Source organism: Epilithonimonas bovis DSM 19482, assembly GCF_900108115.1.
Lineage (GTDB): Bacteria > Bacteroidota > Bacteroidia > Flavobacteriales > Weeksellaceae > Epilithonimonas > Epilithonimonas bovis.
In genome coordinates, this window is the sequence record NZ_FTPU01000068.1 from 1 (window position 1) to 6,052 (window position 6,052).

Sequence of the window (6,052 nt, forward strand, 5' to 3'; positions counted from 1 at the left end):
ACTAAATCGAAGATATTTCGGAGACAAACTATTCGAAAGGCTCATTATTGCTAATATTACAGCAGTATGATTAAAAACGGATATACATAAAAAAATATTATGAATGCAGAAAATTTTACTCAACTAGATCAAGAAGTTGAAAAAAATGAATTATTAGAAAATTTCCAAATGGAAGAATTGGAACAAAGATTTGAAATGAAGGCTTGGGACGTAAGTGTATCTGCACCTACAATGTTTGATGCTGGTGAAACAATTGAAACCAATACTACTGCCGTTGGAGGTAGTGCCACTTGGACATTTTAAAAAGTAACAGCTAATACAATCTATGTATTAGCTGTTTTTATATTTCAATTTTTATGAGAGTAGTTTTTTTTACAACAATTTTGTTGATATCCTCACAAATTAACGCACAGTTACTTCCAAAGTATACTGATTCTCTTAAATATAAAAAAGATACTGCAATATTAGGATTAAGCAACAAAAAAGAAATAGTAATAGATTTTAAAAAACCACAAAAAAAGAGTGGTTTTAATTTTTCTCTTGGAAAAGAAAAAGAAGTTATTTACAGAGATAATTTTACAAATCGGATTTATTTTCAAAATGGATTTGATAGAACATTAATATATCAAAGAGATAATACAACTAAATGAAGTCCATATTATTTTTAATAGCCTATTTGGGGTTATCATTACAATTTTATTTTCCTCAAAATATCAAAGTAAGAATTATTGATTCTGAAGAAAACAAACCTCTTCAAAATGTTAGAATTATGTCTGATAATGTGGTGCTGTATAGTAACGATGATGGGGAAGTAGAACTAAAAAATGATAAGAAACCACTGAATATTTTTGCTCAAGGATATGAAGAGTTAACATTGGAGTCTTTAACTCCTATTATAAAATTAAAGCCATTATATAAAGATATTGAAGAGGTGAAAATATCCAAAATAGATATAAGGCAAATGTTTCAAAATGCTTTAAAAGATTATCTAAGCATATATTACAGTAAGCCCTCTCTATATCAATCTACAATAAAGCAAAAAGGTTATATTGATGGGAAAATGATTAACCTTTTAATAGCCAATATTGACATATGGGCTTTAGCAAATGCCTATAATTTTAAGGCACAAGATAATGTCGACTCTTTTGTCCAAATCGGCTTTAACAACATTAAATATTTTAAAACTAAAGTATCTTCTAATGATTATCCCTTTAATACAGATATTCAAATAACTCCCAAAAACTTTATTCAGAAGTTATTTTTTAATAGTGAAATTATTGGTTTTTTAAATGATACAAAAAATAGTGTATTTGTTTCAAAAATACTTTCAGAAAACCAGAACATTCAAATTATTTATTTTGAAACAAAAGATGAAATAAATACATATAAAGGAAAATTTACATATAGCAAAACAGACAAAGTCATTAGTAGTTTTGATCTTTATATAACAAATATGTCTCAGTCGTTCAAGAACAAGAACAAACGAGGAGAAGCTTACGAAGGTGTAGCCACTTCAAATAATATCAAATATGATTTTTATAAAAAAGACGGAAAATATCTACCAGCTTTAGTTTATACCGAAATTAAAGGTTATGCGCTATACAAAGAAAAAAAGTATCCCGTTTCATTTATTCAAGAAATAAATTTTCAAAAATTTTTAGAATCAGATAAAAAAGGATTGAAAAATAAAATTGATTTAAATAAAAATCTAACCGAAAATATTGCTAATAAAGAGATTAAAGAAAATAATACTTTACTTTCCAAAGAAGAACAGAAATTTATTGATGAGCCATAAAAAGAAATCTCCAGAATTTTACGAATATTATCCTAAACTATTTCACGATTATTTTCCAGATATAGATAAGGTGACAATAGACCTGCTTTCAAAAGCAGGCTTTTATTTTTATCAATCTATTTTGCAATTAGATGCTGTTATTGATAATCAAGAAAATCATAGAATATTTAATGTTTTAGATTTACAAGAGAATGCAATAAAAATTTTATCCACAATATATGAAGATGGTAACAATTTTTGGAATCTTTGGGAAACAAGAAAAAGAGAGTTTCGCAAGGCAATATCATTAGAAAAAAACCTTTGGAATAATCCAAGTGAAGAGAATTATAATAAAGTTGCAGATATGAAATCTGCCTTTGGAAAAGTAGCTATTGATAGTTTATTTATTTTTTCAGAAAATAGTAACAATAGCGAAATTTATAATTTACTGCTCGAATCTCATAAATATTTTTCGATAGGGTTTCAATTATATGATGATATTATAGATTTCACAGAGGACTTTAACAAAAAACAATTTAATTGGGCGGTATATGAATTATCCAAAACATTAGACTTTTCCAAATATAAATATGATGTAAATATTTTAAATAAGTTGTTTTATATAGATGGAACAAGTGTTATTCTTTTTGAAAAATCAATTTATTATTTGGAGAAGGCTAAAAAAGTAATTGAAAAATTGCCACCGGATAGTTTGTGGCTGGATACAATCTGCGACTTTGAAAAAACAATTCTTCAAACCAAGGATTCAGTTAATGGTTATGTCAAAACAATAGAAGAAAAAGCAAATACAAAAAGAAAATTAATTCAAGAAGATTACTTTTTTGATTTTAATAAAGTCACAATAGACTTTTTTTTTAAAGGCTTGCAATTCATTAAGAGTGATTTTCTTCAAAATTATGTTGATTTAAAGCATTTTATGTATTTAGGAGGTATGGAAGGATTCGAGAATGAAATTGATATCCATTCTTCAGATACTTTTCAAAGAGCATTATTGAATGATTGTTTGTTGGAAATTGCACATTCTTTTAATCTTAATCTTCAAGTTTTTATTGAAAAAGAAAATCAATATATAGAAGGAAGACAAAATAAGGACAATATTGGAGCTTGGTCTTATTTTCCAACTGTTCAGGAAATAGCAGCAGATATTGACGATCTAGGGCAAATTATGCAACAGTTTATCAAAACAGGAAATGGGAAATTGGTAGATAAATATTGTATAAAAGCAATTAGTATTGCCGTATCTGAAAGAACACAGCCTAGTGGTGGAATAGAAACTTGGATTCTTCCTAAAGTAAATCTTACTGAAAAACAGAAAAAACAGGATTTATTCAATTCTACCAAATGGGGAAAAGGGGCAGATGTGGAAGTTGTAGCCAACTTTGTATATGCTTTAACCTTATTAGATTCAGAAAAATACAAGTCCACCATAGAAAAAGCAATCAAGTATATTATTTCAGAGCAAAAAGAGCAAGGGTATTGGGAGAGCAGATGGTACTATGGTAAACTTTATGGTACATATGTTTGTCTGAGGTTGCTTAATGAGTTTCCTACACAATATGGAGCTGTCAAGCAGAAAATAAAAGACTTTTTGATTGGTTTCCAAAATGCTGATGGAAGTTTTGATGAGAATCAATATAAAAATTTGTCAACTTCTTTTGCTATTTTTTGCATGAATTTATTAGAGTTTCCTGAACTTGAGAAAATGAAAAATAGCGCACAACAATTTTTAATAGAACATCAGCATGAAAATGGTAGTTGGAAGGCGGAAAATTTTATTAAACCTAAAGCCCATGAGCCTTACAAAAGTAAGACGCTTACTACTGCTTACGCATTAAAGGCTTTACTATAATGGAGGAAAGCCCTGTATATAAACTATCATCAGATATTGAATTTTCAAAATTCAATGAAAGTGAATATTTACTGCATAATGTAAAACTTAATAAATATACTAAACTGAATCAGAAATACTATGATTTATTAAGTTTAGCAGATGGGAGCAGAACAGTATCACAAATTAATATGGATTTTCAAAAAAGCCATAAAGTACCTATTTCAGATTCACAAATTATATTGCTTTTTGGTCAGCTAAAACAGTATGGAACTTTTGGTCACGATGATTCAATAAAAGAACAATCAAAAATTCCGGACTATATAAAATATGGTTTCATTTTTCTTAAACCAGAAGTAATTTCAACAATAGTTCCCTTCTTGAAACTATTGTTTGTCAGGAAAGTTTTTTATTCGGTTATTTTTTTTTCAATCATTATTTTTGGATATAGTATTTATACAAATTATTATAATAATCCGACTCTCAACTCTAATACTTTTGTGCCATATTTTATATTGCTACTTTTTATAAGTACTATTTTTCATGAGCTGGGACATGCAAGTGCATCCCATTTTTTCAAGGCAAGACATGGAGGAATTGGCTTTGGTTTTTACTTGTATTTCATACCAGCATTTTTTGCAGACGTGACGGATATATGGAGATTAAGTAAGTGGAAAAGAATTATAGTAAATAGTGCAGGTATTTATTTTGAAATTATTTTTTGCTTATTACTATTAATTATTGGTTTTTTTATAAAATATCATATACTGGAAATTTTGGCATTGGCTATTTCAGTAAAAGCATTATACAATCTAATCCCATTTTTGCGAGCTGATGGATATTGGATATTGTCAGACTTGTTGAACAAGCCTAATCTTAATTTCCATGCCATGAACAACTTAAAATTGATTCTATTATCTACTTTTAAAAATGAAAAGTCTATACTAACGAAAAAGGATTATCTTATTGCTTTATATGGGGGCTTTAACATTGTAATGATAGCTCTGTTTTTCTATTATCAAATATTTTTAAATTGGTATTCAATTATAAATTTTCCCATAACAATTTATAAAATAGTTATCTCAATCTTTCAATGGAAGTTTAATTTAAGCTTTAATGAATTATTCAAACTATTATCAGTCTTAATTTTTTACATTATAAGTGTCAAGATAATTTTAGGAATAATGAAGAGATAATTATTGTTTTTCAAACACACTAAATAATTGCACAATTTAAAGTTATAGAATTGACTTTTAAAATGAAATTTCATATAGAAAAATTAGCACCTAAATTAGCACCCGAAAATTAAAAAGCCTATAAACACGTTGTTTATAGGCTTTTTTTGCGGAGAGTGAGGGAAAGTAACTGCCTTAGTAGGAGCTTCCGGAAGTTGTAAACCACCATAATGAAATTGCTTCTTAAATTTTACAAACCTGTTAAGGGAAGTATCTTTTACAACTATGATGATTTAGAGATCATCTCACTGAAAAGTTTGAGAGAGAATTGTGGCGTAGTGATGCAGGACGGGTATATTTTTTCGGATACTATCGAAAGAAATATTGCAACAGGAGATGAAGAAATTAATAGGGAAAGATTACAAAATGCTACAAAAATAGCCAATATAGAAGGATTCATCGACAGTATTCCTTTAGGATATAACACCAAAATCGGAGCATCAGGAAATGGAATTTCAGGAGGACAAAAACAACGTATTCTGATTGCACGTGCCGTTTATAAAAATCCACATTACATCTTTTTTGATGAAGCAACTTCGGCATTGGATGCGGAAAACGAAAAGACAATTCATGACAACTTACAATCGTTCTTTAAAGGAAAAACAGTCCTGATTATAGCACATCGCCTTTCAACTGTAAAAAAAGCCGACCAAATCATTGTTCTAAAAAATGGACAAATTGTAGAACAGGGAAATCATCAACAATTGACAGCAAATAAAGGTGAATATTATAATCTTGTAAAAAATCAATTGGAATTAGGAAGCTGAATAAACTGTCTTGATTTTATAATTATGGCGTCTTGATTCATAAATCAATACAAAATAAGGGCTAAATCATTTTAGAAGAAGAAATAAATCAAAACCCTGTAAGTTAAAACTCACGGGGTTTTTAATTATGTTGGATCAGCAACAAAAGTTGGGGAGTAATGGCAAAAATTGATACTTTTGTAGAGGATGAAAACAGAAGACCTACTCAAGCTATTATTACCTGAATACTTAATTGAATACTTTGATGTTGTAAAATTTGAAGATATTGATGGCTTGCTTCACCTTTATTTTGAAGAGAAAAATACAATTCCCAAAGAATTTTCAGTTTTACAGCTTCAATCTAAAGGCTTTCATGAAGAGATTACGGTTGATGACTTTCCGCTTCGTGGAAAAGCCGTACAGCTGCATATCAAACGCAGAAGATGGA

At 28.6% G+C, this 6,052-nt stretch carries 6 protein-coding genes and 1 pseudogene; all 7 read left to right on the forward strand.

All coding sequences use genetic code 11. The features are described 5' to 3' along the window. Positions 1–99 precede the first annotated feature (99 nt). Positions 100–303 (forward strand): hypothetical protein, encoded by a 204-nt coding sequence (locus B0B05_RS15825; RefSeq protein WP_028123566.1) that lies wholly within the window; start codon positions 100–102, stop codon positions 301–303. A 53-nt stretch (positions 304–356) separates the two neighbouring features. Next, the gene (locus B0B05_RS15830; protein WP_028123565.1) at positions 357–650 is read left to right on the forward strand and encodes a hypothetical protein; all 294 of its coding nucleotides are present in this window, start codon (positions 357–359) and stop codon (positions 648–650) included. After that, the gene (locus B0B05_RS15835; RefSeq protein WP_028123564.1) at positions 647–1,795 is read left to right on the forward strand and encodes a hypothetical protein; all 1,149 of its coding nucleotides are present in this window, start codon (positions 647–649) and stop codon (positions 1,793–1,795) included. Before B0B05_RS15830 ends, B0B05_RS15835 begins: the two co-directional genes overlap by 4 nt. Continuing rightward, positions 1,785–3,644, forward strand: a complete 1,860-nt coding sequence (locus tag B0B05_RS16725) for a prenyltransferase/squalene oxidase repeat-containing protein (protein WP_034975277.1) — start codon at positions 1,785–1,787, stop codon at positions 3,642–3,644. Before B0B05_RS15835 ends, B0B05_RS16725 begins: the two co-directional genes overlap by 11 nt. After that, positions 3,644–4,819 carry a zinc metalloprotease gene (locus tag B0B05_RS15845; protein WP_028123562.1) on the forward strand — a complete coding sequence of 392 codons (1,176 nt, stop codon included), beginning with the start codon at positions 3,644–3,646 and terminating at the stop codon, positions 4,817–4,819. The genes B0B05_RS16725 and B0B05_RS15845 overlap by 1 nt, the downstream gene beginning before the upstream one ends. Before the next feature lie 159 nt (positions 4,820–4,978). Continuing rightward, positions 4,979–5,625 (forward strand): annotated as a pseudogene (locus B0B05_RS15850) (ATP-binding cassette domain-containing protein); the annotation flags it as partial. A gap of 186 nt (positions 5,626–5,811) precedes the next feature. Then, the coding region (locus B0B05_RS15855) for an ISAon1 family transposase N-terminal region protein (protein WP_076784549.1) at positions 5,812–6,052 on the forward strand (241 nt) is incomplete at its 3' end.

What these genes read in the sequence shown, in the direction of transcription:
- B0B05_RS15825 (WP_028123566.1), top strand. Translation starts at nt 100, where the DNA reads ATGAATGCAGAAAATTTTACTCAACTAGATCAAGAAGTTGAAAAAAAT.
- B0B05_RS15830 (WP_028123565.1), top strand. Translation starts at nt 357, where the DNA reads ATGAGAGTAGTTTTTTTTACAACAATTTTGTTGATATCCTCACAAATT.
- B0B05_RS15845 (WP_028123562.1), top strand. Translation starts at nt 3,644, where the DNA reads ATGGAGGAAAGCCCTGTATATAAACTATCATCAGATATTGAATTTTCA.
- B0B05_RS15835 (WP_028123564.1), top strand. Translation starts at nt 647, where the DNA reads ATGAAGTCCATATTATTTTTAATAGCCTATTTGGGGTTATCATTACAA.
- B0B05_RS16725 (WP_034975277.1), top strand. Translation starts at nt 1,785, where the DNA reads ATGAGCCATAAAAAGAAATCTCCAGAATTTTACGAATATTATCCTAAA.